Origin of the sequence: Burkholderia glumae LMG 2196 = ATCC 33617 (assembly GCF_000960995.1) — a bacterium.
Lineage (GTDB): Bacteria > Pseudomonadota > Gammaproteobacteria > Burkholderiales > Burkholderiaceae > Burkholderia > Burkholderia glumae.
On record NZ_CP009435.1, the window covers coordinates 2,498,835 to 2,524,374 of the forward strand.

The window sequence follows — 25,540 nt, forward strand, 5'->3', positions numbered from 1 at the left end:
CGGCCCGGCGCTCAGCTGTTGTTCCAGTCGTCGTCGCTGCTGCTGCCCAGATCGACGCCGCCGTCGTTGCCGCCGCTGTCCCAACTGCCGCCCTGACCGAAGTCGAAGCCAGCGTCGTTCCCGCCGCCGTTGTCGGCGCTGCCGCCCAAGCCGTCATTCGCGCGGCGCCGCTCGTCGTCGACGATCACGTCGCGCTCGACCACGCGCTCGCGGCCGCCCGACATGGCCTCGCCGAGCAGCACGCCGGTCAGGAGGCCGCCCATGCCGCTGCCGAAGCCGCCGCCCTGCTGCACGATCACGGGCGGCTGTTGCGGCGGATAGGGCGGATACGGCTGCTGCTGCGGGTACGAGGGCGGATAGGGCGGCTGGGCCTGGGTGCCCGTCAATCGATCGGCCTCCTGAGCAAATACCGATCCCGTGCCGGCCGCCGGCGAGGCCGGCGCGGCGTTCGGATCGGGGCGGCCCTCGACGCGCGCCTTCAGGCTCGCGAAGCGGTGCTCGAGGTCCTCGAGCTGGTAGGGCGGCACCGGATTCTTGCCGGTCGACAGCGTTTCGACCAGCGTGCGCGCATCGGTTTCCACGCCCTCGATGTCGCTTGCCAGCGCGGCGGCGCCGGGTGCCGTGGACAGCCGTGCGTCGAGCTTGAGCGGCCGCACTTCGTTCAACAGTTCGGTGGCGCGCTTCAGTTGCGCGCGGCGCTCGTCGTCGGCCTGCTTGTCCTCGCCCGAGCGCGCGCGGCGCAGCGTCCAGCGCAGCACCAGCGCGATCACGGCCACCAGCAGCAGGAGCGCGATCCACATGCCGACCGACGGGCCGTGCCGGGCCGGCGCGGCCGGTGCGAACGGCGCCGACTGCGTGGCCGCCTGGGGCTGGGCGAGCGGCTGCAGCGCCCCGCCGGAGGTGGCCGAGCGGCGTTCGCCGGCGCGGTTCGCGTCGGCCCGCACGCGTGCCTCGGTTTGCGCGAACGTGGACGGGTTGGTGAAATGGATCGACGGATCGAGCGACTTCGCGCGCTCGATCTGCGCGAGCGCGTCGGCCGCGCGGCCCTCGCGATCGAGCACCTGGCCGTACAGGTAATGCGCGCGCGCGCTGTCGGGATGCGCCTGGATCACTTCCGAGAGCTGGGCGTCGGCGCGTTGCCAGTTGCGCTGGCTGACCGATTGCTCGACCTGCGCCAGCGACGGCACGGCCGCGAACACGCTCGCCGAGACGGCGAGCAGCGAGACGGCGGCGGCGGCGGCGGCAACGAATTTTTTCATCTGTGTTCAGGCGGCGAGCCTGCCTCTTTCGACGGTGTCGCGCGGCCGGCGGCAAGCGGCATGCCCGCCGCGCGGGGCCGGTGCATGGATTACTGCGCCGGCGTGTTCAGTTGCTTCTTCAGCGCTTCGAGGCGATCGTCGACCGACGGGCCGCGGTTCAGCGCCGCGAGCTTGTCGTCGAGCGCCTTGCCGCTGTTCGTGTCGGCCGAGTTCAGGCGTGCGTCCGAACGGGCGTTCGACAGGGCGACCTTGTCCTCGAGCTTCTGGAAGTCGGCCGACAGGTCCTTGCCGCCGATGCCGCCCAGCGCGGTGGCCGCGACATCCTTGGCCTGCGCGATTTCCTGCTTGGCCTGCAGGATGTTCGAGCGCGTGTTCAGGTCGTTGCGGCGCTGGCGCATGTCGGCGATCTGGGCCTTCAGCTTGTCGACCGACGGCTCGAGCGCGTCGAGTTCGCGGGCGAGCGCGTCGCGCTCGACCTCGGCGTTCGATTGCGCGCTCAGCGCCTCGCGCGCGAGCGACTCGTCGCCCGATTGCAGCGCGCGCTTGGCGCCATCCTCGTACTTCTTCACCTTGTCGGCGGCGGCGTCGCGCTTGCTGCGCTGGGTCGCGACCTGGGCCTCGATCTCGATCAGCGAGTTCTCGGCCTTGGCAATGCTGTCGTCGAGCTCCCGCACGATCTGCCGTGCGTCGCGCGACGGGTCCTGCACCGAATCGGCTGCGTCGTTCAGCAGGCCTTTGAGCGTGCGCGAGATAGAGTCGAAAAGCGACATGAAACCCTCCATGGATGAATGTCGAGGCGATCGGCGACCACCTCGTTGACACGGCGCGGCGCGCCCGTGATGCCGGCGGATATTACACCACCGGATCGCTTAAACACCGCTTAAGACGGGGCGGCGCCGGTGCCGGCGGCGCCCGCGGCACGGCCCGGCCGGCCGCATCAGGGGCGGCTTCCGGGCAGGCTGCCCGCGCTGCCGCGCCGGCGGCCCCCCCGCGGGCATGAGATGCGGGTGCCTGGCGCGGATTTCCAGGGGACGACACCGACGGATACAAAGCTTTCGCCGTTGAAAGCATCGCGCGGCCATGCGCCTTCTCGCTTCCGATGATAGCGGGCGTGGGTGACGGTGGCGCGTCGGCGTGGCGGTGGCGGGCGCGTTGCGCGGCGCGCGTGCCCCGCGATGGGGCAGGCAGCGGGAATTTTTACAAAAAATCGCGTGGGGTGCCGGACGATTTCATTAAAATGCGCTGTCGCGTCGCGGGAATGGATCGCCGCGTGCCGTGATCCGGTGATGTGCTACGCTCCTGCGCATCGCCTCAAGCCCCAACACCTAAGATCCACACGCACATGCGCGCTCCGCGCGCCCGCGGTGTCGCCGCAGCGCCCGCCATTCCGACATGCCGATCATCAAACGCCCGTCCGATTCCGAACCCAACTACAAGTTACGCCGCTCGCCTTCCGGTGCGTTTTACGCGGACGAATCCGATCGCCACGGCGGCGGTGACGACCATCGCCGCGACCGCGACGATGACGACGGCGGCGGACGCTCGGTCGGCGCGCGCATCGCGTTGTGGTTCGCCGGCCTGATCGCGCTGGCCGGCGTGGTCGGCGCGCTGATCGTCGGCTATGCGCTGGTGGTGATGGCGCCGCAGCTGCCGTCGCTCGATGCGCTGACCAACTACCAGCCGAAGGTGCCGCTGCGCGTCTATACGGCCGACCACGTGCTGATCGGCGAGTTCGGCGAGGAGCGCCGCAGCCTGGTGCGCTTCCAGGACATCCCCGACGTGATGAAGAAGGCGGTGCTCGCGATCGAGGACTACCGCTTCTACGAGCACGGCGGTGTCGACTTCGTCGGCATCCTGCGTGCGGGCGTGGCCGACCTGATGCACGGCGGCGCGCGGCAGGGCGCGAGCACGATCACGATGCAGGTCGCGCGCAACTTCTTCCTGTCGAGCGAGAAGACCTATACGCGCAAGATCTACGAAATGCTGCTTGCCTACAAGATCGAGCGCGCGCTGACGAAGGACCAGATCCTCGAGCTGTACATGAACCAGATCTATCTGGGGCAGCGCGCCTACGGCTTCGCGGCCGCCGCGCGCGTCTATTTCGGCAAGGACCTGAAGGACATCACGCTGGCCGAGGCGGCCATGCTGGCCGGCCTGCCGAAGGCGCCGTCGGCCTACAACCCGGTGGTCAATCCGAAGCGCGCGAAGGTGCGCCAGGAATACATCCTGAGGCGCATGCTCGAGCTCGGCTACATCACGCAGCCGCAGTACGACGCCGCCGTGAAGGAGGAAATCCACACGCGCACGCCGGGCAACCAGTACGCCGTGCATGCCGAGTACGTCGCCGAGATGGTGCGCCAGATGATGTACGCGCAGTACAAGGACGAAACCTATACGCGCGGGCTGAGCGTGACCACCACGATCAACTCGACGGACCAGGAAGCGGCCTACCAGGCCGTGCGGCGCGGCATTCTCGACTACGAGCGCCGCCACGGGTATCGCGGGCCGGAAGGCTTCATCGCGCTGCCGGCCGCCGGCGACGCGCGCGACGAGGCTATCGACGACGCGCTGGCCGACCACCCCGACAACGGCGACCTGCAGTCGGCCGTGGTGATCGCCGCGGCGCCGTCGGCGGTGGAGGTGCAGTTCGTGGGCGGCGCGACCGCGAAGATCAGCGGGGCCAACCTGCGCTTCGTGGCGGCCGCGCTGAGCCCGCGCGCGTCCGACGCGCTGCGCATCAAGCCCGGCTCGATCGTGCGCGTGGTCAAGGACGCGCGCGACAACTGGCAGGTCAGCCAGCTGCCGCAGGTGGAAGGCGCGCTGGTCGCGCTCACGCCGCAGGACGGCGCGATCCGCTCGCTGGTCGGCGGCTTCGACTTCAACAAGAGCAAATTCAACCACGTCACGCAGGCGTGGCGCCAGCCCGGTTCGAGCTTCAAGCCCTTCATCTATTCGGCCGCGCTCGAGAAGGGCCTCGGGCCGGCGACCATCATCAACGACGCGCCGCTGTACTTCCCGCCCAGCACGCCGGGCGGCACCGCCTGGGAGCCGAAGGACGACGACCAGCCGGACGGCCCGATGACGATGCGCGATGCGCTGCGCAAGTCGAAGAACCTCGTGTCGATCCGGATCCTCGCCTCGATCGGTACCAAGTACGCCCAGGACTACGTGACCCAGCGGTTCGGCTTCGATCCGGCCAAGACGCCGCCCTACCTGCCGATGGCGCTCGGCGCCGGGCTCGTCACGCCGCTGCAGCTGGCGGGCGCGTATGCGGTGTTCGCCAACGGCGGCTACCGCGTCGATCCGTATCTGATCGCGGAAGTCGACGACGCTTACGGCCAGCCGCTGCAAAAGGCGCAGCCGGCGATCGCCGGCAGCAACGCGCAGCGCACCATCGAGGCGCGCAACGCCTACGTGATGAACAGCATGCTGCACACGGTGGCGACCTCCGGCACCGGCGCCGGCTCCAACGTGCTGGGGCGCTCCGACCTGCAGGGCAAGACCGGTACCACCAACGACGCGAAGGACGGCTGGTTCGCCGGCTATCAGCAGTCGCTGGTGGCGGTGGCCTGGATGGGCTTCGACCAGCCGAGGAGCCTCGGCAGCCGCGAGTTCGGCGCCCAGCTCGGCCTGCCGATCTGGATCAACTACATGCGCACGGCGCTGCACGGCGTGCCCGAGCAGCAGATGCCGATGCCCGACGGCCTGACCACCATCGACGGCGAGCTGTACTTCTCCGATCACACGCCGGGCAACGGCTTCGTCGCGAACGTGGACATCGGCGACGCGGCGAACCCGATCAACGCCAACGACGCGCTCGGCTCGGCCGGCGCGGCGGGCCTGACGCCGCCGCCCGTGACGCCGCAGGAAAAGCAGCAGATCATGGACATGTTCGACAAGCCCTGATCCCGGCGAGCCCCGGCCCGTGACGGCGGGGCCGCGCGATGCGCGACGACGGCGCGGCGGACTTCGCCGCGCCGTTTTGCGTTGCGGCGCCGGCCGGTGCGCAACGCGGTGCCGCGCGAGTTGTGCACGGGTTTAACTGGGAGCGCTGGTCGATAGGCTCGCGCCATGCGGCGCAAGCCCTTGAGCCGATAGGCTTTTCGCCTTGGGGCGCGGCATGGGCAGGCCGGCCTCGCCAGCGCTTGCGGCGCGTTGCTGCCCGATTCGAGGCGCCGCCGCGAAAGCCCGCGCAATCAAGGGCTTGCGTGGCTTGTCAGGCGCTTGTCCACAGGCTCTTCAACATAATCTGGGGATATCGTCGCGGCCGCGCCGCGCGCCGTTCAGCGCGCGCGGCGCGCGCCGGCCGGCGTGGCCAGGTGTGCCGCGAATGCCGCCGGATCGAGGTTCGAGCCCGGCAGCAGCACGCCGACGCGCCTGCCCTGCAGCGTCTCGCGCAACGGTCCGAGCAGCGCCGCCATCGGCGCCGCGCAGGCAGGCTCGACGGCCACCTTCAGATACGTGTGCAGGTAGCGCATCGCCGCGCGCAGCGCGTCATCGTCGACACGCACGAGCCGCTCGAGGTGCCGCCGGCACAGCTCGTAACCGTATTCCTCGGTGTGGGTCACGGCGAGCGCCGCGGCGATGGTATGCGCGGGGCCCGAGGCGAGCGGCCGGTTGGCCGCGAAGCTGCGGCTCATCACGTCGGCACCTGCGGGCTCCACGCCGTAGACGCGAATCCGCGGGCTTGCGAGCCGCAGCGCCGTCGCGATGCCGGCGGCGAGGCCGCCGCCGCCCACCGGCACGATCACCGCATCGAGGTCGGGCGTCTGGGTGGCCCATTCGTAGCCGAGCGTGGCAGTGCCGAGGATCGTGCGGTAGCCGTTGAACGCATGCACGAACTGCCGGCCTTCCTCGATCTCGATGCGCCGCACGAGCTCGAACGCTTCGGCCTGCCCGGCTGCCATCACGACCTCGGCGCCGTACTGCCGGCACAGCGCGAGCGGTGCGCGGTCGGCCGTATCGAGCAGCACCACCTTCGCGCCGATGCCGAGCCGCATGGCCGCGTAGGCGAGCGCCGCCGCATGATTGCCCGACGACACGCAGGTCACGCCGCTGCGCCGTTGCGGCTCGCGCAGCGCGAGCAGGTTCGCGAACGCGCTGCGCACCTTGAAGCTGCCGCTTGCCTGCAGCAGCTCGAATTTCAGGTTGACGTGGGTGGTTTCCAGCGAGGGCAGTTCGGCGCGTTCGAACACCGGCGTGCGCGACACCCAGGGGGTGAGCGCGAAATGCTCGGCGGCGATGTCGTCGAGCGTGGGAATCGGCTCGCCGTTGATGGACGGATGGGCAGGGGGCGGTGACAGGGTCGACATGGCGGAGAGCGGGGGCTCGCCGGACAGGCGAACCGGTCCGGATGGCATCAGGCGAGCGTCATGCTGTAGATGAACTTGCGCAGAAAGCGCTCGCAGGCATCGAGCTGCGCGAGCTCGACGTACTCGTTGGCCTTGTGTGCCTGCTCGATGTCGCCCGGCCCGCACACCACGCTCGGAATGCCCGCGTTCGCGAACAGCCCGGCCTCGGTGCCGTAGGCGACCTTGCGCTGCGCGCGGTCGGCCGTCAGCGCGCGCACCAGTTCGGTGATCGCGGCCTGCTCGTCGGCATCGAGGCCCGGCGCCGCGGCGATCTTCGTGATTTCGATGGCCGCGTCCGGATGCTCGCGGCGCATCCTGGGCAGCAGCGTGTCGCGCGCATAGGCGTCGATGCGCGCGAAGATCGCGTCGGGATCGAGCGTCGGCAGGTTGCGGAATTCGAACGAGAAGCGGCACTCGGCCGGCACCGTGTTGATCGCATTGCCGCCTTCGATCTGGCTCGTCTGCGCGGTGCTGAACGGTACGTCGTAGAGCTCGTCGAACGGCCCGTTGGCGCGGAATTCGTCGGCGATGTCGCGGATATGGCAGATCAGCCGCGCCGCGTATTCGATCGCATTGAGCCCCTTCGGCGTCAGCGACGAGTGGGCGGCGTGGCCGCGCACGCAGCAGCGGTAGGTGTTGATGCCCTTGTGAGCGATGATCGGGCGCATGCCGGTGGGCTCGCCGACGATGCAGCCGCCCGGCTGCAGGCCGCGGCGCTTGAGTTCGGCGAGCATCAGCGGCGCGCCCGCGCAGCCGATTTCCTCGTCGTAGGACAGCGCGAGATGGATCGGCCGGGCCAGCTTCGCCGCCTGCATTTCCGGCACCAATGCGAGCGCCGCGCCGATGAAGCCCTTCATGTCGCAGGTGCCGCGCCCATAGAGCCGGCCATCGTGGATGGCCGGCGTGAACGGGTCGCTGTCCCACTGCTGGCCGTCCACCGGCACCACGTCGGTGTGCCCGGACAGCACCACGCCGCCGTCGGTGGTGCCGTCGTGCGCGGGAATCGTCGCGAACAGGTTGGCCCAGCCGCCGCGCTGGTCGTGCGTCAGCGTCGATTCGATGCCGCGCGCGGCGAGCGCGTCGCGCACGGTCTCGATGAGACCCAGGTTCGGCACGCGGCTGGTGGTGTCCATCGCGACGAGCTCACTGACCCAGCGCAGGCTGACCGGCGATTCGACGGCGGGAAGGGCGTGGGCGGACGGCGCGGCGGCGTCGACGGGCGGCATGGTGAAACTCCGGATGGCGATACGAAAATCATACTCAAAAACGCGGCGGCCCGCGCTCGCGCCGCGCCTTGCGGTGCAGCAAGGCCGGCGCCGCAAGGCGCCGCGCCGGCGCGCCGCTGCCGCCGCCGCTGCGTGCAGCGGCGGGCGCCTGGCGCGCCTTCGCGCGTCCCGGCGTGCCTTCGCGCGTCCCGGCGTGCCTTCGCGCGTCCCGGCGTGCCTCAGCGTGCCGGCGCGGCGGCGCGGCCCGTGGTGGGCAGCCCCAGCGCCCGCAGCGTTTCCTTGACGGTCGAGACGCGGATCGCCAGGTCGGGCGTGCGCGTCTCGATGCGCAGCTTGTCCTGGCCGGCGAGCTTGACGTGGCGGTGCTTCTGCACCATCTCGATGATGCGCATCGGGTCGATCGGCGGATTCGGCACGAACTGCAGGCCGATCGCGGCCTCGCTCGCATCGATCTTGCTGATGCCGAGCGGCTTGGCCGCGAGCCGCAGCCGGTGCGTCTCGACCAGCGCATGGGCCTGCGGCGGCAGCTTGCCGAAGCGGTCGATCAGCTCCTCCTGGATCGCGTCGATCGCGTCGCCGTCCTCGCAGTTCGCGAGCCGCTTGTAGAGCGAAAGCCGTTCCTGCACGTCGCCGCAATAGTCGGCGGGCAGGATCGCCGGCGCGTGCAGGTTGATCTCGGTGGTGGCCGCCAGCGGCGCGAGCAGGTCCGGCTCGCGGCCGTTCTTGAGCGCCTTCACCGCGTCGTTGAGCATCTCGGTGTAGAGCTGGAAGCCGATCTCGTGGATCTCGCCCGACTGCTTGTCGCCGAGCACCTCGCCGGTGCCGCGGATCTCCAGGTCGTGCATCGCCAGATAGAAGCCCGAGCCGAGTTCCTCCATCTGCTGGATCGCCTCGAGCCGCCGCTGCGCCTGCTTGGTGAGCGCCTGCGGGTCGTGCACCAGCAGGTAGGCGTAGGCCTGGTGGTGCGAGCGGCCGACGCGCCCGCGCAGCTGGTGCAGCTGGGCGAGGCCGAACTTGTCGGCGCGATGCATGATGATGGTGTTCGCGCTCGGCACGTCGATGCCGGTCTCGATGATGGTCGTGCATAGCAGCACGTTGGCGCGCTGGGCGACGAACTCGCGCATCACGCGCTCCAGCTCGCGCTCGTGCATCTGGCCGTGGGCGATCGCGATGCGCGCCTCGGGCACCAGCGCCTCCAGCATCGTCTTGCGGTTCTCGATCGTCTCCACCTCGTTGTGCAGGAAGTACACCTGGCCGCCGCGCTTGAGCTCGCGCAGCATCGCCTCGCGGATCACGCTTTCCTCCTCGCGCCGCACGAAGGTCTTGATCGCGAGCCGCTTCTGCGGCGCGGTGGCGATCACCGAGAAGTCGCGCAGGCCTTCCAGCGCCATGCCCAGCGTGCGCGGGATCGGCGTGGCGGTCAGCGTCAGCACGTCCACCTCGGCGCGCAGCGCCTTCAGCGCCTCCTTCTGGCGCACCCCGAAGCGATGCTCCTCGTCGATGATGACGAGCCCGAGGCGCTTGAACTGCACGTCCGAGGACAGCAGCTTGTGGGTGCCGATCACGATGTCGACGCTGCCCTCGTTGATCTGCCGGATCGCCGCGTTGACTTCCTTGGTCGACTTGAAGCGCGACAGCTCGGCCACCCGCACCGGCCAGTCGGCGAAGCGGTCGATGAAGGTCTGCGTATGCTGCTCGGCGAGCAGCGTGGTGGGCGAGAGCAGCGCCACCTGCTTGCCGCCCATCACCGCGATGAACGCGGCGCGCAGCGCCACCTCGGTCTTGCCGAAGCCCACGTCGCCGCATACCAGGCGGTCCATCGGCTTGCCGCTCGTCATGTCGCCGATCACGGCCGCGATCGCGGCGGCCTGGTCGGGCGTTTCCTCGAAGCCGAAGCTCTCGGCGAACTTCACGTAGTCGCGCGGCTCGAGCGCGAACGCATGGCCTTCGCGCGCGGCGCGCCGCGCGTAGAGGTTCAGCAGCTCCGCGGCGGTGTCGCGGATCTGTTGCGCCGCCTTGCGCTTGGCCCGCTCCCACTGGCCCGAGCCGAGCTGGTGCAGCGGCGCGCTGTCGGGGTCGGCGCCGCTGTAGCGCGAGATCACGTGCAGCTGCGAGACCGGCACGTAGAGCTTGCTCTCGCCCGCATATTCCAGATGCAGGAACTCGGTCTCGCCCTCGCCGAGGTCCATCGAGACGAGCCCCATGTAGCGGCCGATGCCGTGCTGCGCGTGGACCACCGGATCGCCCACCTTCAGCTCCGACAGGTCGCGCACCATCGCGTCGACGTTGCTGGCCTGCTCCTGGCGGCGGCGCCCCGAGCGGCGTCCGGTCGAGCCGTACAGCTCGGTCTCGGTCACGATCGCGTAGCCTTCGCCCGGCACCGCGAAGCCGCTCGCGAGCGGCGCCACGCCGAGCGCGAAGCGTTCGTCGCCGGCCAGCCACGACGCGTAGCTGTCGTTGCCGGCCGGCTTCAGGCCGTGCTCGGCGAACAGCTGGGCGATGGTCTCGCGGCGGCCCGCCGATTCGACCGTGAACAGCACGCGGTTCGGGGTGGTCTGCAGATAGCGGCGGAAGCTGGCGAGCGGGTCGTCGGCCTGCCGTTCCAGCGCGAGCGGCGGCAGCGGGGTGGCCCAGCCGCCGGCGGCCTGCGCGGGCAGCACCACGCGCGCGAACGGCTTGGCGAGCGTGTAGAAATCGTCGTCGCTGAGGAACAGCCGCTGCGGTTCGAGGATCGGCCGCTCGCGGTCGTGCGAGAGGAAGGTGTAGCGCTGTTTCGTGTCGGCCGTGAAGCGGCGGATCGCCGTGTCGAGGTCGCCCGTGAACACCAGGTGGGCGTGCTCGGGCAGATAGTGGAACAGCGTGGCCGTGTCGTCGAAGAACAGCGGCAGGTAGTACTCGATGCCGGCCGACGGCACGCCGTTGCCGATGTCGCGATAGATCGGCGCGCGGCTCGGGTCGCCCTCGAAGCTCTCGCGCCAGCGGCTGCGAAACGCCGTGCGCGCGGCCTCGTCGAACGGGAATTCGCGGCCCGGCAGCAGGCGCACGTCGCGCACCGGGTAGAGGCTGCGCTGCGTATCCGGGTCGAAGGCGCGGATCGAATCGATCTGGTCGTCGAACAGGTCGATCCGGTAGGGCAGCGGCGAGCCCATCGGGAACAGGTCGATCAGCGAGCCGCGCACGCAGTATTCGCCGGGGCGCACCACCTGGCTCACGTGCTCGTAGCCGGCCAGCGTCAGCTGGGCCTTGAACTTCGACTCGTCGAGCCGCTCGCCCTGGGTGAACGCGAACGTGTAGGCGGCCAGGAACGAGGCGGGCGGCATCCGGTAGAGCGCCGTGGTGGCCGGTACGAGCAGGATGTCGCAGCGGCCTTCGCCGAGGTCGTGCAGCGTGGCCAGCCGTTCCGAGACCAGGTCCTGGTGCGGCGAGAAGGTGTCGTAGGGCAGCGTTTCCCAGTCGGGCAGCAGCCGCACGCGTGCCTCGGGCGCGAAGAAGCCGATCTCCTGCGACAGCCGCTGCGCGTCGGCCGGGTTCGCGCAGATCACCGCCAGCAGCGGCACCTGGGCCCGATGTGCGGCGAGGTAGCGGGCGATCGCGAGGGCCTCGGCGGAGCCGGGCGCGCCATCGAAGGCGAAGCGCTGACCCGCTTTGACGAGGGCGACGGGGGACGGCGGAAAGCTGGCGTTTTCTGGCATGGACGGGGCTGGATGGCAAGCGCCGTGTACGGCGGCGAGCGGCACGGCGGCCGAGGCGAAAGACCTATTATAAAATCCGTCTCTCGATTTCCCTATTTCTCCGGCGTGCCGCTCCCGTGACTCCCCGACTCTTTGCCCTGATTCCCTGCGCCGGCACCGGCTCCCGCTCCGGCTCGGCCCTGCCCAAGCAGTACCGCACGCTGGCCGGACGCGCGCTGCTGCATTACACGCTTGCCGCGTTCGATGCGCTCAGCGAGTTCTCGCAGACGCTGGTGGTGATCTCGCCCGACGATACGCACTTCGACGCGCGGCGCTTCGCCGGCCTGCGCTTCGCGATCAGCCGTTGCGGCGGCGCCTCGCGCCAGGCGTCGGTATACAACGGCCTGCTGGAGCTGGCCGGGTTCGGCGCGACCGACGGCGACTGGGTGCTGGTGCACGACGCGGCGCGCCCCGGCATCACGCCGGCGCTGATCCGCACGCTGATCGCGACCCTCAAGGACGATCCGGTGGGCGGCATCGTCGCGCTGCCGGTGGCCGACACGCTCAAGCGCGTGCCGGCGGGCGGCGACGAGATCGCCCGCACCGAAGCGCGCGACGGCCTCTGGCAGGCCCAGACGCCGCAGATGTTCCGGATCGGCATGCTGCGCGAGGCGATCCTCGCCGCCCAGCGCGACGGCCACGACCTGACCGACGAGGCCAGCGCGATCGAGTGGGCCGGCCACGCGCCGCGCGTGGTGCAGGGCAATCTGCGCAATTTCAAGGTCACCTATCCCGAGGATTTCGAACTGGCCGAGGCATTCCTGTCGCGGCCCGCGAACGCCTCCTGAACCCCCTTCACCACGAACCAGGCACCGCATGGACATCAGAATCGGACAAGGCTATGACGTACACCAGCTGGTTCCCGGCCGGCCGCTCATCATCGGCGGCGTGACGATCCCCTACGAACGCGGCCTGCTCGGCCACTCGGACGCCGACGTGCTGCTGCACGCGCTGACCGACGCGCTGTTCGGCGCCGCCGCGCTCGGCGACATCGGCCGGCACTTCTCGGACACCGATCCGCAGTTCAAGGGCGCCGACAGCCGCGTGCTGCTGCGCGAATGCGCGAAGCGCGTGGCCGCCGCCGGCTTTGCGATCGGCAACGTCGATACCACCGTGATCGCACAGGCGCCGAAGCTCGCGCCGCACATCGACGCGATGCGCGCGAACATTGCCGAGGATCTGGGGCTGCCGCTCGAGCGCGTCAACGTGAAGGCCAAGACCAACGAGAAGCTCGGCTATCTCGGCCGCGGCGAAGGCATCGAGGCGCAGGCCGCCGCGCTGCTGGTGCGCCGCGCGGCATAGGCGGCCGTCCCGCGCCTGCGGCCGAGGCCGCCCGCGGGCCGCCGCCGAAGCAAGATGACGCCGCGCGGGCTGCCCGCGCGGCGGCGCCGCCCGGTACCGGCGACTGCCGTTCCGGGCGCCCCGCGCCGGCGCCGTCGTGCGCTGCCCGGCTCAGGCGGGCGGGCGCGTGCCCTTGCCGGTCGGGAAGTCGAGCGACACCTCGAGGCCCGGCTCCGGCGTGCGGTTGCGCAGCTTCAGCGTGCCGCGATAGCGGCCCACCAGCCGCAGCACAATCGCCATCCCGAGGCCGGTGCCGTCCGCCTTGCTGCGCGCGGCGTCGACGCGATAGAACGGGCGCATCACGAGCGGCAGCTGGTCGTCGGGAATGCCGGGGCCTTCGTCGCGCACCACCACCTCGACGCGCGCATGCGAGACGCGCGTCTCGATCGTGATGCGGGCAATGCCGTCGGCCTGGCTCAGGCCGTACTTGCGCGCGTTCTCCACCAGGTTGCCGATCACGCGGCGCATGTCGGTCTCGTCGGCTTCCACCACGGCGGCCGGCGCGAGCTGCGTGGTGATCTGCACGCCGTCCTCGTTGGCCAGCCGCGCGCCCACGTCGTGCGCGATCAGCGACAGGTCCACGGGCTCCGGCGCGCGCTGCTGGAGCGGCCGCGCGTAGTCGATGAACGCGGCGATGATGCGGTCCATCTGTTCGATGTCGTCCACCATGGCGTCCTTGGTGGCCTGATCGGACGGGCTCATCTCGGTCTCGAGCCGCAGCCGCGCGAGCGGCGTGCGCAGGTCGTGCGAGATCCCCGCGAGCATCAGCGCGCGATCGGCGTCGAGCTGTTCGAGATCGCGCACCATCTGGTTGAAGCTGCGGTTCGTCTCGGCCGCCACGCCCATGCCGCGCTCGGGCAGCGGCTCGGGCATCTGCCCCGCGCCGACCTTGCGCGCCGCGTGCGCGAGCCGCGAGAACGGCTGGTTCACCAGGCTCGTGATGAACGCCGAGCCGAGCAGCGACAGCGCCAGCGCGAACAGCCCCCAGCCGGCCCATTGCAGGCCCGTGACGGTGTCGAGCTGGTCGCGGTCGAGCGCGACCCAGTAATCGTCGTCGTCGATCTTGAAGCTGATCCACACGCCAGGGATGCCGTTGACCGACTGCGCGATCACGGTGTCGTCGCCGAGCCGGCTGCGGATGTCGTGTTCGATCAGACGATTGAGCGACTCGTCGGGCTGCAGCTTGAACTTGTCGGTGGACTCGCGCGGGTAGACGCGCACGCCCTCGTTGCTTTCGAGATCCTGCAGCAGCGCGCGGCGCAGGTCGGGATCGGAATAGAGCAGGGCGGTGCGCGTGAGCTTGACCACGGCCACGAGCTGCAGCGCCACGCGTTGCGCGCGCGGCTCGCGCTCGATCACGCGAAAGCTCTGGAACCACGCGGCGAGGCTGACCGCGATCAGCAGCGCGATCAGCAGGAAGGTGCGCCAGAACAAGCCGCCGAAAACGAGCGTCAGGAGGCGCCGGTCGATGCGCATAGGAGCGGACTGTCTCGGTGGCAGGGCGAAGGGAAGCCCGCGGACGCGCGGCTCGCGCGGTCCGCGGAAGCCGCGTCAGGCGGCGCCGTCCGGGATGAAGACGTAGCCGAGGCCCCAGACGGTCTGAATGAAGCGCGGGCTGCCCGGATCGGGCTCGATCAGCTTGCGCAGCCGCGAGATCTGCACGTCGAGGCTGCGGTCGAACACTTCGTATTCACGCCCGCGCGCCAGCTCCATCAGCTTTTCACGAGACAGCGGCTGGCGAGGATGGCGCGCAAACACCTTCAGCACCGAGAATTCGCCGGTGGTCAGGGGGATCTCCTGGCCCGACTTCGTCAGCGTGCGCGTGGCCAGATTCAGCGAGAACTCGCCGAACTCGAACACCTCGGTGGTCTCGGACGGCGCGCCCGGCAGTTCGGCCGGTGCCTGGCGGCGCAGCACCGCGTGAATCCGCGCGACCAGCTCGCGCGGATTGAATGGCTTGGGCAGGTAATCGTCCGCGCCCATTTCGAGGCCGACGATGCGATCGACATCCTCGCCCTTGGCCGTGAGCATGATGATCGGCGTGCGATCGTTGCTGCCGCGCAGCCGGCGGCAGATCGACAGGCCATCCTCGCCGGGCAGCATCAGGTCGAGCACGAGCAGGTCGAAGCGCTCGCGCACCCAGAGCTTGTTCATGGCGGTCGCGTTTTCCGCGACGTAGACGTTGAAGCCCTGTTCGCCCAGATAGCGGCGCAGCAGATCGCGCAGGCGGGGATCGTCGTCCACGACGAGAATTTTCGAGGGATTTTTAGTTTCCATGGGCGGCATCTTATCGCGATTACGAAGGGGCGCACGGGCGCGGGATTTTGCGAGTAACAGTCGGTTACAAAATTTACCCGTGCTGCGATGTTGAGTAAAGCCGCTCGTTAGACACTCCTTTACTTGGCGCGGAAATTCAGTGGATACTCCACCCACCCGATTTTTCGTAGTTCGTTCGCCCGATATTCGCCGGGTTCGTTCAAGTACCAGAGGTAGACGGTTGCCGCGTGAGGAAGGGAACAAATCGACCAGAGAAGCGAGCACGGTGATGCGATCGAGCCGGATCGCATGGGCACTGGCGATCGCGTTCGCCGGGCTCCTCGCATCGAACCTCGCCAGTGCGCAACGTCCCGAGCGCAACGCGCCGTCGCACCGGGCACCGCGCTCGCATGTGCCGACCCCGCCGCGTGATTCCCAGCTCGACCGCTTCGACGATCCGCCCGGACGCTCCGCCGTTCCCCCCGACCTCGACGAGCGCCGCCGTGACGGCCACATGACGCCCGAGGAACGGCATCTGCTGCGTCAGCACATCGAAGACGCGGTGCGCGAACTCTACAAGCGCTGATTTCGGCGCACGCCTTCGCTGCGCGGTGCGCATGGCCTGTTCATCGTTTCCGTGTCGCCCCTTCGTCTGCCGTCGTCTCCCGAGCCGGTCGATTCGCTCCGCGCGAGGCTCGAGCGCGCCCATTCGTCAGTGGATTGTCGGTGGATTGTCTAAGGATTTGGCCGGCCGAGCGGGGGCCGCACGGCCGGCCCGCGTGGTTGCCATGACGGCACGGTTACGTTTGCGACGCTTTCGTTACACGCCGTCGGCACCGGCCCGCGCAAGATGCGTCAACGATGTCGCCGGCCGGCCCGTTGAGGAACGGGTAACGCGGTGCCGAGTCCGGCGTCGCGCTCGGAACGTCGATGGCCCGATCGGCCAGGGGAGGCACACGCGATGCATCGATCCGGAACCGTTGGGGACCCTGCCGGCGCGCGCCGGCCAGCTGCGATGCTCGCGCCGCTCGATGCGGACGACGCGCGTTTCCTGCTCGAGCGCACCGGATTCTCGCCGACGCCGGCTGAATGGGCGCCCTATGTGGGCATGACGCGCGCGGCGGCCGTCGATGCGCTGCTGGCCGGCGCGCGGCGCGCCCCCGCGACGCCGCTGCCCGACTGGGCCGACGTACCGCTGCCGCCGCGAGCGGTGCGCAACGCCTGGACGCCCGACCAGCGCCGCGACGACCAGCGCCTGCAGGCCCAACGCTACGATGCGCTGCGCGCCTGGTGGCTGGGCGAGATGCTGACCACGCCGTCGCCGCTCGCCGAGCGCATGACGCTGTTCTGGCATCGCCATTTCACCTCGGGGCAGGACAAGGTGCCGTATCCGCGCACCATGGCCGCGCAGCACCGGCTGCTGCGCGCGCAGGCGCTCGGCAACTTCGGCACGATGCTGCACGCGGTCGCGATCGATCCGGCGATGCTGCAGTACCTCGACGGTGCGAGCAATCGCAAGGGACGTCCCAACGAGAACTTCGCTCGCGAGGTGATGGAGCTGTTTACGCTCGGCGAAGGCCATTACACGCAGCACGACGTGACCGACGCGGCCCGCGCGCTGACCGGCTGGGGGCTCGACGCCGATACGCTCGAAACCGTTTGGCATCCGAATCTTCACGACGACGGCATCAAGACCGTGCTCGGCCAAACCGGCCCGCTCGATACCCGCGGGTTGCTCGACGTGCTGCTCGCCCAGCCCGGCACGGCCCGCTTCGTCGCCGCGAAGCTGTGGCGCGAGTTCGTTTCCGACACGCCGGAGCCTGCCGAGCTCGATACCGTGGCCGCGCGCTTTCGCGAAAGCGGCTACGAGATCGGCGCGGCGCTCGCAGCGCTGTTTTCCACCGATGCGTTCTGGAGCGACGCGGTGCGCGGCGTGCACGCGAAGGCGCCGACCGAATTCGTGGTGGGTACGGTCCGCATGTTCGGACTCGACTACGGCGACGCGGCGCAGTTCGTGCCGGTGCTGAACGTGCTCGGCGAGCGCCTGTTCGCACCGCCGAACGTGAAGGGCTGGCCGGGCGGCGCGCTCTGGATCAACAGCTCGACCTTGCTCGCGCGCAAGCAATTCGTGGAACGCATGTTTCGCTCGACGGCCTCTGGCTATCATGCGAAGCCGCCTGTGGCGGGCATGATGCGGGCCGCGGGCGGCAAGGCTGCCATGCCGGGCGCCGCGCCGCTCGCCAACGGCGCGATGCGCTTCGATCTCGACGGCTGGCTGGCGCGCTTCGGCGCGACGCCGCAGGCGCGGCCGACGCTGTCGACCGAACTGCAGCTGCAGCACGCGGTGCTGCCGATCTCGCCGGTCGCCGCGATCGATGCCGATGCGAACGGCGCCGCGTATCTGCGCGCGCTGCTGATGGACCCTGTCTATCAGTTGAGCTGAGCCGGGTCGGGCGAGGCAGGCAGGGCCGCCCGGCGGGATGGGCGCAACGTGATGTGAACGAGATAGACGGTGATGAGGGTGGCACGATGAAACGACGCGATTTCCTGACGCTGGCCGGCGTGGCGGGCGCCGCCGGCGTCTCGCTGTGGATGCCGCGGCCGGCGCTGGCGGGCGGCGCGAGCGCCGACGGCAGGCGGCTGCTGATCCTCGTCGAGCTGAAGGGCGGCAACGATGGCCTGAACACCGTGGTTCCCTACGCCGATCCGCTCTATCGGGCGCTGCGGCCCACGCTCGGGCTGCGCCGCGAGACCCTGCTCACGCTCGACGAGCACGCGGCGCTGCATCCGTCGCTCGCGGCGCTGATGCCGCTTTGGCGCGCGGGCGAGCTGGCTGTCGTGCAGGGCGTGGCGTATCCGCAGCCGAATCTCTCGCACTTCCGGTCGATCGAGATCTGGGACACGGCCTCGCGCGCCGACGAATATCTCGCCGAGGGATGGCTCACGCGCGCGTTCGCGCAGGCCCCGGTGCCGCCCGGCTTCGCTGCCGACGGCATCGTGCTCGGCAGTGCCGAGATGGGGCCGCTCGCGAACGGCGCGCGCGCAATCGTGCTGGTCAATCCCGCGCAGTTTCTGGGCGCGTCGCGGCTCGCCCATCCGGTGTCGCTGCGCGAGCGCAACCCCGCGCTCGCGCATCTGATCGATGTCGAGAACGAGATCGTCAACGCGGCCGCGCGGCTGCGGCCGCGCGACGGCGGCTTCGCCTTCGCCACTGCGTTTCCCGGCGGGCCGTTCGGCACCGCGGTGAAGACCGCGATGCAGGTGCTGGCCGCGTGCGAGACGCCGCAGCGCCAGCCCGCGACGGGCCAGGGCGTGGCGGTGATGCGGCTCACGCTGAACGGCTTCGACACGCACCAGAATCAGGCCGGCCAGCAGGCCGCGCTGCTCAAGCAGCTTGCCGACGGGCTCGCGGCGATGCGCTCGGCGCTCGTCGAGCTCGGGCGCTGGAACGATACGCTGGTGATGACCTATGCTGAGTTCGGGCGGCGCGTGCGCGAGAACGCGAGCGGTGGGACCGATCACGGCACGGCGGCGCCGCACTTCGTGACGGGCGGGCGCGTGCGCGGCGGGCTCTACGGCGAGCCGCCGGCGCTCGCGCGGCTCGACGGCAACGGCAACCTGCCGGTGGCCGTCGATTTCCGGCAGCTCTATGCCACCGTGCTGGGGCCGTGGTGGGGGATCGATCCGGCGTCGGTGCTGCGCGGACGGTTCGCACCGTTGCCCTTGCTGCGCGCCTGAGCCCAGGGCAGCCGGTTGCCGCGGGCGGCTGCTTCGCCGATGCGGTGTCGAGGCGGTCGTTGCGTTTCAGCGCCGCCGGGCCGCGCGCCATGCCACCCAGAGCTTGCGGATCGGCGTCAGCGCGATGCGTTGGTGCAGTACCTGATAATCGTCGCGTTCGATTTCGTCGAGCGTCGCGAGCGCGAGCGCGGCGAGCGCTCGCAGCGTGCGTTGCGCGCGGCGTTCGGCCGGCGGGATCGCCGCGAGCGCCTCGTGCAGCGCCGCGCGTGCACGCGCGGTCTGGAAGCGCATCAACTCGGTGAAGGCGGGGCCGTAGCGGCGGTGCATGAGGTCCGCGGCCGTCACCGCATAGCGCTGCAACTCGTCGATCGGCAGATAGACGCGGCCGTGGCGCGCATCGTGGCCGACGTCCTCCACGAAGCGGGCGAGCGTGAGCGCGTTGCCGAGCGCGGGCGCCCAGCTTGTTGCCGCGCCGGGCCAGGCGGCGCCCGCGCTGGCCCGCGCGACGAGCAGCGCGAAGGCGCCGCCGACGCGTTCGACATAGCGGCGCAGGTTCGCGAAATCCAGATAGCGTGCCTGCTCGAGATCCATCGCGAAGCCATCGGCGAGCGTCTGTAGCGCGGCGCCGTCCTGCGCGATCGCGGCCGCGTGCTTCGCGAGCGCCAGCGACACCGGATGCGAAGGCTGGCCCGCGGCCAGCGCCGCCAGTTCCTTGCGCCACCAGGCGAGCTTGGTCTGGCCGACGGTCGGGTCGCTGGTCTCGCGCGCCGTATCGTCGAGTTCGCGGTGCAGCGCGAACAGCGCCGTCAGCGCCGCCTGGCTGGCGTAGGGTGCCTGACGCAGCGCGTAGTAGACGCTGGAGCCCGGCGGGGCGGCCTTTTGCTGGCAATATTCGTCGAAATTCACGGACGGGCGGCTGTGAGTGGACGGATCGGGCGCGCGGAGCGGACCGGATGCCGCGTGGGGTGGCGAATGCGCGGCGATTCTAGCACCGTCGCCCGCTCGGCGTGGCGCCTAGAGACAAGCGTGGAGAGATCGGGTAGAATCTCGCGCTTCACGGGGCGGCCGCCCGACTCCAAGTCGGCGGTGTGCTTGTGCAACGCCTGGCCTTGGTGACCGGGCGTGCCCGAACAGCGACGTGCGTGAGTGGCGAAATTGGTAGACGCACCAGGTTTAGGTCCTGACGCCCGCAAGGGTGTGCCGGTTCGAGTCCGGCCTCACGCACCACGTCATTGTTTCAAGTGTCCCGAGAAAGTCCAGAAACCCGCGACAGCAAAAAGCTTAGCGGGTTTTTTGTTGTCTGGACGGCGCTGAGACGTATCAACGCCGTCCTTATCGGGACGCCCGAAGTAGAGTGTCAGGGCTTCTTGACCTGAGAGTGCGTCTTGGCTCGCTGCCGGGGCCGGGACAGTCGTCGTCCACCGAGGCAAGCGGCGCGCTGGCAAATGAGCTCGGCCTTTCCCGGATCGCGACTTGCGGCGTCGGCGCCACTCACCACCACATTTTGACGTGGCCTCAAAAAAAAGCGCCGATGAATCGACAGAGCGGATTCATCGGCGAGCACCAGTCGGTGGAAGGCACGAGGTTCAAAGCGGGCCCCCGTGACTGAATCGTACCGACGTGGTATCGCGAACCGTGATGGGACTGTCACAACCGTGGCGGATGTGTGACATGCGGTACCGGGCAGGTACGCAGCACTCACTGGAAGAACCGTTTGGCCGCGGCCTTGTCGCGCCGCCTCGGTAACGGCACGTCGAGTCCGACACCGTGCTCGTCGACGGCGCGCCACAACCGGTAGAGTTCGCCGCGCAGGGTCAGCGCCGTGTCGTCGAGAGGCCAGGTGCTGCCCGGCTTGCGCCGGGCAGCCTCGATCCGCCGAGCGAAACCGCTGCTCGGAATCGATGGCCGCGGTAGAGCGCTTTCGGTTTCATCGATCCGTCTACGCGGCCACACTCGCCAACGTGACAGCGCCGAGAGTGCTCCTTTCTTCCGCATGGCCCACGCCCGCGAAACCCTCGACCGCTCAGTGGTGGGCCGCCAGGTCGACCAACCGCGACGCCGACGCCGATGCCTCGGCCGCCTCGGAGAAGAACGCGCGCTCCGCTTCCTTGTTCAGCACGAGAATGCTGATGCGCCGGTTGACCTCCGCATCGGCGACGCCGCGATCGAAAGGAAGCACGTCGGCGAGCCCGCGTACCTGCAGCAGCTTGTCCTCACGCAAATGTCCCGCCACCAGCGCGCGACGTGCCGCGTTGGCCCGCTCCGACGACAGTTCCCAGTTCGAATACCCGGCGATACCGCCGGAATACGGAACGGCATCGGTGTGGCCGGCCAGCGACACGCGATTGTCGACCTGATTCAGCACGCCGCCGATCTGGAACAGGATGTCGTAGGCGTAGTCTTCGAGCCGGGAACTGCCGGTAGCGAACATCGGGCGGCTGCGCGAATCGACGATCTCGATGCGCAGGCCTTCCCGCGTCGTCGACAAGCGGATCTGATTCTTGAACGCCTTCAGCTTCGGGTTCTCGTCGACGAGCGCCGTCAATTGCTGCTTGAGCAGCGCCAGCCTGGCGTCGTTCGCGGAGTCGGGGGGCACGGAGCGGGCCGGCGCGGCCTGCTGCGTCGCGTTGCCGTTGCCGCCATGCGTGTCCGACAGATCGTGTCCGCCGCCGTTGATCACGCTGGAGCGTGCCGTCCCGCTGCCGTCGGCACTGCCGCCCAGCAAGGCGGACAGCGGCGTATTGAAGTAGCTCTCGATGCCTTGCCGCTCATATTTCGAGGTCGAGCCGAGCAGCCACATCAACAGGAAAAACGCCATCATGGCCGTCACGAAATCGGCATAGGCGATCTTCCATGCGCCGCCGTGATGCCCTTCGTGCGCATCACGCTTCACCCGCCGCACGATGATCGTGCCGCTGCCCAGCTTGCGTGCCGCCTGTTCGGCTGCCTTGTCGGTTGCCATCTGATGTCTCCTCAGGCCGCCTTGACGGTCTTGGTGGCACGAACGGCTTCGTCCAGCTCCTGGAAGCTGGGCCGGTCGGACGTGAACAGCACCTTTCGGCCGAACTCCACGGCCACTGCCGGCGCGTAGCCGCTCAAGGACGCGAGCAGCACGGCCTTGACGCACTGGAACGGCTTTGCGGAACTGCGGCCCTTGGCGTTGAGCAGATCGGCGAGCGGTCCCACGAAGCCATAGGCCAGCAGGATGCCGAGGAACGTCCCGACGAGCGCGCCGGCGATCATCTTGCCGAGTTCGGCCGGCGGCGCGCCGACCGAACCCATGGTGTGGACCACGCCCATCACCGCCGCGACGATGCCGAATGCGGGCAGACCGTCCGCCATCTTCTGGATCGCGGACGGGGCGACGGACATTTCCGCATGATGCGTCCCGAGTTCCTCGTCCATCAGGTCCTGCATCTCCAGAGGATTGACGTTGCCGGTAGACATCATGCGCAGATAATCGATGATGAAATCGAGCAGATGATGATCGGCGAGCACGTGTGAGTACTTTTGAAACAGGGCGCTGCTGGCCGGGTTCTCGATGTCGGATTCCAGCGACAGCATGCCTTCGCGGCGAGCCTTCTGAAGCACCTCGTACAACAGCGCGATCAGTTCCAGATACTGCGTCTTCGTATAGCCGCTGGACTTGAAGCACGAGGGCAGTGCCTTCAGCGTCTTGACCAGCGTGTCGCGCGGATTGCTGACCACGAAGGCTCCCGCCGCGGCGCCGAAGATACACAGCAGCTCGAACGGCTGGATCAGGGCGGGAAGATGGCCCCCCACGCCGACGAAACTGCCGATTACCGAGCCGATCACGACGATCCAGCCAATTGCCACGAACATAGGGACTCCTACTAGATTGATTGCCCGGATTGACGCCTGAACCGACATTGCCGGCCCTCTTTTCGCCGCGTCCCGCATGCTTGAGGCGCGACAGTGCAACGGCCCTGGCTGAGAAAACGGCGACGTCTTAGGTTTGATGTCGGCAGCGCGCCGCATTGCTGAAGGGTGGCCGGCACGGTTTCGTCTGATTTTCTTCATCGATTGCCGGCGGCCGGCCGTTTCCGGCGGCCGGGCGGAGCGCCCGATTGCGTGTCGTCGGGTTCGCCTCGATGAAAAAAAGCCTTCAGCAATGTCCGGTTCATTCCGTTAACCGCGCATGACGGCATTCGCCCCGGTCGCGCCTTTGCTATGCACGGGCCGTCCGGCGCGCACGTCCGGCCGCCGCGGCGCACTACCGGTCGGCCAGGAAACGGTAGCTGCCGTTCCGGCCCGAGCGCCCGAGGCGGCCGGCCTGGGCAAGGCGATTTCGCAATCGATGCCCGGCGCGTTCGGTGTCGGCCGCAGCGGCGGCCCAGGGCCGGGCCACCTGCTGACAAGCAAGGCGGATCAAGGCGCGCGACTCACCGAATTCGATCGATACGGACCGGTATCGTTTCTCGTCTACGTGTTTGGATCTCAGCAGGCCATGGCCGGTGCCCATGGCCTCCGGCATTTCGGTGCCGCTGGGGCGATTCGTAAAACATTGTGTCGAGACGACGAATCGGATGAAAACCCCAGTGGAGGCATTTATCCTCGCGGTCTTAATCTGACCCGGTGTTCGAAGCCGGTGCGCGCAGGCGTGGTTTCCAGGCACGCTCATACGCCGGCCGGTTCGAGGAGCGGCTGGCAAAGTGGTTTGGAATGCAAATCAACAGGGGAGCGGCCGTCCGGCCGCCGCATTCACCGTGTTCGACATCTCGCGAACCCGGTGACGATGGTCGGACGAACCGCGTAATACGAGGAGAAGTGGCCGTGATCGTGGATCGGGATGACGACGCCCGCGGCGAGGGAATCGGCGGCGGCGATACGGCAAGGGACCGGGCGGTGGCGATGGAATCGCAGCGCCCGGTGGCACTGAACGCCTTGCAAATCCTGACTCCGTTACCGCAGGAGGCGTATGGCCGGATGGTGCGGCGTGTCAGCCAGTTTTTCTCGGTCCCGATCGGTCTGATTTCGTTCGTCGGCCGCCTGGAGCACGGCCAGAAAATCGGCGTCCTCTATCTCGCGGATACGCGGCCGCGCGTGTTCGACGATGCGGCGCAGGCGGCAATCGCTGGCCGTTGCATCGCAACCCCGCACGAACTCGCCGCCGACGACACGCCCGATCTCGCCCGCGACGTCGTATCGACGTATCTCGTCAACGCCGGACCGCAGGCCGCGTCCTTGGCGGACGCGCTCGAGCGTGATGCGTTTCACGAGGCCGCGGCACTCGCGCATACGCTCAAAGCCAGCAGCACCTACGCCGGCGCGCTGGCGATTCGCCGCGCTGATGGCCGATATCGAGCAGCGTGCCGCGTGCGGCGTCACCGATGCGCCACGGCTCGCGGCACGGATCGTCGCCGTGGATGCGCTGGTGCGGCGGCCTTTGTCGACGCTGTTTGCCGAGGGCGGTATCGATGGCTGAGCTGCCAGGACCGTGCGGCTCGCTGCGCGGCCGCCCGGCGAGCCGTGCCGCTGCTCGCCGGGCTGTCTTGGCGACGCCTCCCGCGGCTGCCCGCTGGCTCGGCGAGCCGATCCGGCAGGGCGGCCTTGCGATGCCGCCGCGGTTGCCGTTCGGCTGCCCGGCTCGATGCCAGCGAGCCGCGCGCGGCATGCCCGGTCGCCGCGCCGTGCGAGCGGAAGCGCCGAGATCGCTGAGACAGGAATGAAGGAGGACAGGATGGGCAGAGGGAAGTCGAATCACACGGAGGCTGGCGCATTGCCGGACATATCGGTTGATACCACCGAACTTGTCGATCGGGCATGCCGCGCGGCGGGTCTCGGTTCATGGCTGGATCTGGTGATGGTCGCTCGCGGCGGCACGCTGTTCAAGCTGACGTTCGCCTGCCGGCGGCCGGTGAACTTCATCAAGGAGTTCACGGCGCTGCTCAAGTGGCATGGCCTTGGACTGCGCGCCGACACTGCGCTGGACGTCTACCTGGGCGTGCCGGACGCCTTGAGGTCCGTCGCGGCCAACGGCAGCAGCGCGCCGGCAAGGAGGCTGGACGACCTGGGCAAACTGCAGGAGACGGACAATCGAACCGTCGCGATCTCGGGGGCGAGGCGTTCGGCCGGCATCCGCTACGAACGACGGGGCTCGCCGCCGGAACTCAAGGGCGTCAATGTGCTCGTGCTCGACGACGACGAGGTGTCGCGCAAGGTGATTGCGGCGATGCTCGAGCGCGCCTGATCGCAGGTGTCGGTGTGCGGCGGGGCCGAGGCCGCGTTCGCCCTGCTGAAGCGGGCACCGCCCGACATCGTCGTGCTCGATGTGGTGCTGGGCGGCGCGCTCGACGGATTCGAGTTCTGTCGTGTGATGCGCGCCAACGAGCGCTGCGCGCAGGTGCCGGCGATCTTCGTCATCGGTCAGGCGGGACCCCAGGCGCGTGCGCGTGCCGCCTGCCTGCCTGCGTGGTCCTGGAGAAGCCGTTACAAGACGGCCTGCTGCGCGCCGCGATAACGGGACTTGCGCGGCACGCGACGGCGGCGTGCTGAACCCGTCGCGGCCGGCGGAGGCTGCCGCCGTTGTTGTGCCGCATGGCAGGATTCGATGCAGGCCTGCCAGGTGAGCCGCGTGCCGGACGGCGGCGCTGCGGGTAATATCTCGACGCCGGCGC

The 25,540-nt window shown here is 69.2% G+C and carries 20 protein-coding genes, 1 tRNA gene and 1 pseudogene; 11 read left to right on the top strand and 11 right to left on the bottom strand.

The features are described from left to right. Positions 1-11: 11 nt before the first annotated feature. Together KS03_RS23840 and KS03_RS23845 are read right to left on the bottom strand one after the other, a co-directional pair. A complete protein-coding gene (locus tag KS03_RS23840; protein ID WP_035980366.1) occupies positions 12-1,259 on the bottom strand; it encodes a tetratricopeptide repeat protein in 1,248 nt (415 codons plus the stop codon). An 89-nt stretch (positions 1,260-1,348) separates the two neighbouring features. Beyond that, the gene (locus tag KS03_RS23845; protein ID WP_015875373.1) at positions 1,349-2,029 is read right to left on the bottom strand and encodes a PspA/IM30 family protein; all 681 of its coding nucleotides are present in this window, start codon (positions 2,027-2,029) and stop codon (positions 1,349-1,351) included. Between the two features lie 622 nt (positions 2,030-2,651). On the opposite strand from KS03_RS23845, the gene KS03_RS23850 reads away from it, so the two are divergent. Further along, positions 2,652-5,165 (top strand): penicillin-binding protein 1A, encoded by a 2,514-nt coding sequence (locus KS03_RS23850; protein WP_015875374.1) that lies wholly within the window; start codon positions 2,652-2,654, stop codon positions 5,163-5,165. 377 nt (positions 5,166-5,542) lie between these two features. Here the strand turns inward: KS03_RS23850 and KS03_RS23855 are convergent, their stop codons facing one another. From KS03_RS23855 to mfd, 3 genes are all read right to left on the bottom strand, one after another. Beyond that, positions 5,543-6,571: a pyridoxal-phosphate dependent enzyme gene (locus tag KS03_RS23855; RefSeq protein WP_015875375.1), complete on the bottom strand. Its 1,029-nt coding sequence runs from the start codon at positions 6,569-6,571 to the stop codon at positions 5,543-5,545. Positions 6,572-6,618: 47 nt separating this feature from the next. Then, the gene (gene argE / locus KS03_RS23860; protein WP_015875376.1) at positions 6,619-7,836 is read right to left on the bottom strand and encodes an acetylornithine deacetylase; all 1,218 of its coding nucleotides are present in this window, start codon (positions 7,834-7,836) and stop codon (positions 6,619-6,621) included. Positions 7,837-8,054: 218 nt separating this feature from the next. Then, positions 8,055-11,528 carry a transcription-repair coupling factor gene (gene mfd, locus KS03_RS23865; RefSeq protein WP_015875377.1) on the bottom strand — a complete coding sequence of 1,158 codons (3,474 nt, stop codon included), beginning with the start codon at positions 11,526-11,528 and terminating at the stop codon, positions 8,055-8,057. 116 nt (positions 11,529-11,644) lie between these two features. Between mfd and ispD the strand changes: the two genes are divergently transcribed. Together ispD and ispF are read left to right on the top strand one after the other, a co-directional pair. Then, positions 11,645-12,355 (top strand): 2-C-methyl-D-erythritol 4-phosphate cytidylyltransferase, encoded by a 711-nt coding sequence (ispD, locus tag KS03_RS23870; RefSeq protein WP_015875378.1) that lies wholly within the window; start codon positions 11,645-11,647, stop codon positions 12,353-12,355. 28 nt (positions 12,356-12,383) lie between these two features. Beyond that, the gene (gene ispF, locus KS03_RS23875) at positions 12,384-12,869 is read left to right on the top strand and encodes a 2-C-methyl-D-erythritol 2,4-cyclodiphosphate synthase (protein ID WP_015875379.1); all 486 of its coding nucleotides are present in this window, start codon (positions 12,384-12,386) and stop codon (positions 12,867-12,869) included. Between the two features lie 150 nt (positions 12,870-13,019). Here ispF and KS03_RS23880 read toward each other — a convergent pair whose 3' ends face one another. Beyond that, a complete protein-coding gene (locus tag KS03_RS23880) occupies positions 13,020-14,384 on the bottom strand; it encodes an ATP-binding protein (RefSeq protein ID WP_015875380.1) in 1,365 nt (454 codons plus the stop codon). Positions 14,385-14,459: 75 nt separating this feature from the next. Then, entirely contained in the window at positions 14,460-15,194 is a 735-nt protein-coding gene (gene ompR / locus KS03_RS23885; RefSeq protein WP_015875381.1) for an osmolarity response regulator transcription factor OmpR, read from the bottom strand. 259 nt (positions 15,195-15,453) lie between these two features. Here ompR and KS03_RS23890 point away from each other — a divergent pair, with 259 nt between their 5' ends. The 3 genes from KS03_RS23890 to KS03_RS23900 all read left to right on the top strand — a co-directional run bounded on the left by KS03_RS23890 (position 15,454) and on the right by KS03_RS23900 (position 18,902). Then, positions 15,454-15,750, top strand: coding sequence for a hypothetical protein (locus tag KS03_RS23890; RefSeq protein ID WP_015875382.1), 297 nt, complete (start codon positions 15,454-15,456; stop codon positions 15,748-15,750). Positions 15,751-16,125: 375 nt separating this feature from the next. Next, positions 16,126-17,607, top strand: a complete 1,482-nt coding sequence (locus tag KS03_RS23895; protein ID WP_015875383.1) for a DUF1800 domain-containing protein — start codon at positions 16,126-16,128, stop codon at positions 17,605-17,607. Between the two features lie 86 nt (positions 17,608-17,693). Further along, complete coding sequence (locus tag KS03_RS23900; RefSeq protein ID WP_015875384.1) at positions 17,694-18,902, top strand: DUF1501 domain-containing protein; 1,209 nt, start codon at positions 17,694-17,696, stop codon at positions 18,900-18,902. A 66-nt stretch (positions 18,903-18,968) separates the two neighbouring features. Here KS03_RS23900 and hpnD read toward each other — a convergent pair whose 3' ends face one another. Next, positions 18,969-19,808 carry a presqualene diphosphate synthase HpnD gene (hpnD, locus tag KS03_RS23905; protein WP_015875385.1) on the bottom strand — a complete coding sequence of 280 codons (840 nt, stop codon included), beginning with the start codon at positions 19,806-19,808 and terminating at the stop codon, positions 18,969-18,971. 234 nt (positions 19,809-20,042) lie between these two features. On the opposite strand from hpnD, the gene KS03_RS23910 reads away from it, so the two are divergent. Next, a tRNA-Leu gene (locus tag KS03_RS23910) sits at positions 20,043-20,129 on the top strand. Positions 20,130-20,603: 474 nt separating this feature from the next. Here KS03_RS23910 and KS03_RS30420 read toward each other — a convergent pair. The 3 genes and pseudogenes from KS03_RS30420 to motA form a co-directional block, all read right to left on the bottom strand. Continuing rightward, positions 20,604-20,792 (bottom strand): annotated as a pseudogene (locus KS03_RS30420) (DDE-type integrase/transposase/recombinase); the annotation flags it as partial. Between the two features lie 133 nt (positions 20,793-20,925). Beyond that, positions 20,926-21,864: a flagellar motor protein MotB gene (gene motB, locus KS03_RS23915; protein ID WP_015875386.1), complete on the bottom strand. Its 939-nt coding sequence runs from the start codon at positions 21,862-21,864 to the stop codon at positions 20,926-20,928. Positions 21,865-21,875: 11 nt separating this feature from the next. Further along, a complete protein-coding gene (gene motA, locus KS03_RS23920; protein WP_015875387.1) occupies positions 21,876-22,745 on the bottom strand; it encodes a flagellar motor stator protein MotA in 870 nt (289 codons plus the stop codon). A gap of 316 nt (positions 22,746-23,061) precedes the next feature. Between motA and KS03_RS31700 the strand changes: the two genes are divergently transcribed. Genes KS03_RS31700 through KS03_RS32935 form a run of 4 tightly spaced genes read left to right on the top strand, consistent with a single transcriptional unit; the run spans position 23,062 to position 25,383 of the window. Then, positions 23,062-23,679, top strand: coding sequence for a hypothetical protein (locus KS03_RS31700; RefSeq protein WP_127913957.1), 618 nt, complete (start codon positions 23,062-23,064; stop codon positions 23,677-23,679). Positions 23,680-23,690: 11 nt separating this feature from the next. Next, a complete protein-coding gene (locus KS03_RS30425; protein ID WP_080569294.1) occupies positions 23,691-24,581 on the top strand; it encodes an Hpt domain-containing protein in 891 nt (296 codons plus the stop codon). A 7-nt stretch (positions 24,582-24,588) separates the two neighbouring features. Next, positions 24,589-25,113, top strand: a complete 525-nt coding sequence (locus tag KS03_RS32930; protein ID WP_232252263.1) for a hypothetical protein — start codon at positions 24,589-24,591, stop codon at positions 25,111-25,113. Between the two features lie 6 nt (positions 25,114-25,119). Next, positions 25,120-25,383, top strand: coding sequence for a response regulator (locus tag KS03_RS32935; protein WP_230674498.1), 264 nt, complete (start codon positions 25,120-25,122; stop codon positions 25,381-25,383). The last annotated feature ends 157 nt before the right edge of the window (positions 25,384-25,540 follow it).

What these genes read in the sequence shown, in the direction of transcription:
- KS03_RS23840 (WP_035980366.1), bottom strand. Translation starts at nt 1,259, where the DNA reads ATGAAAAAATTCGTTGCCGCCGCCGCCGCCGCCGTCTCGCTGCTCGCC.
- KS03_RS23845 (WP_015875373.1), bottom strand. Translation starts at nt 2,029, where the DNA reads ATGTCGCTTTTCGACTCTATCTCGCGCACGCTCAAAGGCCTGCTGAAC.
- KS03_RS23850 (WP_015875374.1), top strand. Translation starts at nt 2,652, where the DNA reads ATGCCGATCATCAAACGCCCGTCCGATTCCGAACCCAACTACAAGTTA.
- KS03_RS23855 (WP_015875375.1), bottom strand. Translation starts at nt 6,571, where the DNA reads ATGTCGACCCTGTCACCGCCCCCTGCCCATCCGTCCATCAACGGCGAG.
- argE (WP_015875376.1), bottom strand. Translation starts at nt 7,836, where the DNA reads ATGCCGCCCGTCGACGCCGCCGCGCCGTCCGCCCACGCCCTTCCCGCC.
- mfd (WP_015875377.1), bottom strand. Translation starts at nt 11,528, where the DNA reads ATGCCAGAAAACGCCAGCTTTCCGCCGTCCCCCGTCGCCCTCGTCAAA.
- ispF (WP_015875379.1), top strand. Translation starts at nt 12,384, where the DNA reads ATGGACATCAGAATCGGACAAGGCTATGACGTACACCAGCTGGTTCCC.
- KS03_RS23880 (WP_015875380.1), bottom strand. Translation starts at nt 14,384, where the DNA reads ATGCGCATCGACCGGCGCCTCCTGACGCTCGTTTTCGGCGGCTTGTTC.
- ompR (WP_015875381.1), bottom strand. Translation starts at nt 15,194, where the DNA reads ATGCCGCCCATGGAAACTAAAAATCCCTCGAAAATTCTCGTCGTGGAC.
- KS03_RS23890 (WP_015875382.1), top strand. Translation starts at nt 15,454, where the DNA reads ATGCGATCGAGCCGGATCGCATGGGCACTGGCGATCGCGTTCGCCGGG.
- KS03_RS23895 (WP_015875383.1), top strand. Translation starts at nt 16,126, where the DNA reads ATGCATCGATCCGGAACCGTTGGGGACCCTGCCGGCGCGCGCCGGCCA.
- KS03_RS23900 (WP_015875384.1), top strand. Translation starts at nt 17,694, where the DNA reads ATGAAACGACGCGATTTCCTGACGCTGGCCGGCGTGGCGGGCGCCGCC.
- motB (WP_015875386.1), bottom strand. Translation starts at nt 21,864, where the DNA reads ATGGCAACCGACAAGGCAGCCGAACAGGCGGCACGCAAGCTGGGCAGC.
- motA (WP_015875387.1), bottom strand. Translation starts at nt 22,745, where the DNA reads ATGTTCGTGGCAATTGGCTGGATCGTCGTGATCGGCTCGGTAATCGGC.
- KS03_RS31700 (WP_127913957.1), top strand. Translation starts at nt 23,062, where the DNA reads ATGACGGCATTCGCCCCGGTCGCGCCTTTGCTATGCACGGGCCGTCCG.
- KS03_RS32930 (WP_232252263.1), top strand. Translation starts at nt 24,589, where the DNA reads ATGAAGGAGGACAGGATGGGCAGAGGGAAGTCGAATCACACGGAGGCT.